This window comes from Mesorhizobium sp. BR1-1-6 (assembly GCF_020165355.1).
Classification (GTDB): domain Bacteria; phylum Pseudomonadota; class Alphaproteobacteria; order Rhizobiales; family Rhizobiaceae; genus Mesorhizobium.
In genome coordinates, this window is sequence record NZ_JAIUHZ010000043.1 from 1 (window position 1) to 1478 (window position 1478).

At 65.7% G+C, this 1478-nt stretch carries 1 protein-coding gene; it reads right to left on the bottom strand.

The window, feature by feature from the left end; translation table 11 throughout:
* On the bottom strand, window positions 1-1478 hold a 1478-nt coding region (locus LB545_RS30725), incomplete at both ends, for a DUF5801 repeats-in-toxin domain-containing protein (protein ID WP_224706293.1).

Sequence of the window (1478 nt, forward strand, 5' to 3'; positions counted from 1 at the left end):
ACCGCGACCTGGCCGGTGGCGGCATCGACATGCAGCGCGAAGGCGACCTTGTCGGTGGCGGTAACGCCGTTGTTGTTGGCGTCATAGACGCCGATGATGTGGCCGTTGCCGTCGTTGAACAGCGAGATTGCGTGGCCATCGGTGGTCTTCAGGCCGGAATCCACGCCCGTATTGCTGGCAAGGGTGAGCGCATAGACGAGCGAAGCTTTCGCTGCCGGTCCGTCGGCGCCGAACAGCGCCGTGGCGTTCACGACGCCGCCGCTGCCTTGCGCATATTGGTGCAGCGGCATGTCGGGATCGGTCCCGGCATTGACGCCGGCAAACAGGGCCGCCACGGCAGGATCGGTGGTGTCGTCGGAATCGGCATCGACACCTGCGGTCTCGTCGATAACGATGATGTCGCCGACCTTGATGTTGGCAAGGAAGGTGCCGGTGTTGTCGCCTGCTTCGCCGATTTCACGGAACGTCAGTGAGTTGTCGCCGGCCGTCGCCGTGACGTCGATGGCGATGGTCTGCATGACGCCCGACGTGGGATCGTAGGTTCCGACCGAGACGCCGTTCCACAGCACTTCGAGCTTGGCGCTGTGTAGGAGGCTGGTGTCGTTGGCGGCGCCGATCTCGAAGGAGATGCGGTATTCGCCGGCGCTGAGGCCATGCAGCGTCTGCGAGATCTGGATGTTGCCGGGGCTGGCCTCGAGGTCGACCATAACGCTGTTGGTCGGGCTGTCTGCACCGCGATAGCCGTCACCGACCTTCTGCAATTCGATGCTGCTGGCGCCCTCGTAAGGCGAGGCCGTGACGGTCCAGGCGCCGGCGGGACCGGTCGTGGTGCCGCTGCCCGCACCCCAGGCGTCGCCATTGGGGACGAAGCCGTCCAGGAACAGGCCGTTCAAGGCACCGTTCGGCTGCGAGATGGTCAGGCTCGGACCATCGTCGTCGAAGCTGATCTGGCCCGAGACATCGGCGCTGGCGCTGGCGGTGTCGCCGTCGCCATCGGTGACGGTCACGCTCACTGCGACCGAATGCAGGCCCAGCACCACCGTGTCGTCCGGATTGGAGGCGTTCGAATGATGAAGCGACAGATATTGCTCGACGGTCACCTTACCGGTGGCCGGATCGATCGACAGCGCGAACGCCGCATCGCCATTGAACGTTCCGCCCTGCACGACGCCGACCACGACGCCGTTGGCCAGCGTCTGCAAGGTGATCAGCGAGCCGTCGGTGACGGCAAGGCCGGAGACCGCATTGGTGACGCTTAGCGCATAGACGGTGCTGCCCGAAACGGCCGGACCGTCGGCGCCGAACAGCGCCGTGATGTTGACGAAGGCACTGTCGCTGGTGCCGTGCGCGATCGCGCCGGTGCCGCCGACATCGGGATCCTCGCCCTTGGTGACCGTACCAGTGTCGATCCCAGCCGGGGTGCTCGTGGTCGCCGTCTCGTCAAGCGCTACCGTAACGCCGGTGGCGGCGACAGCCGT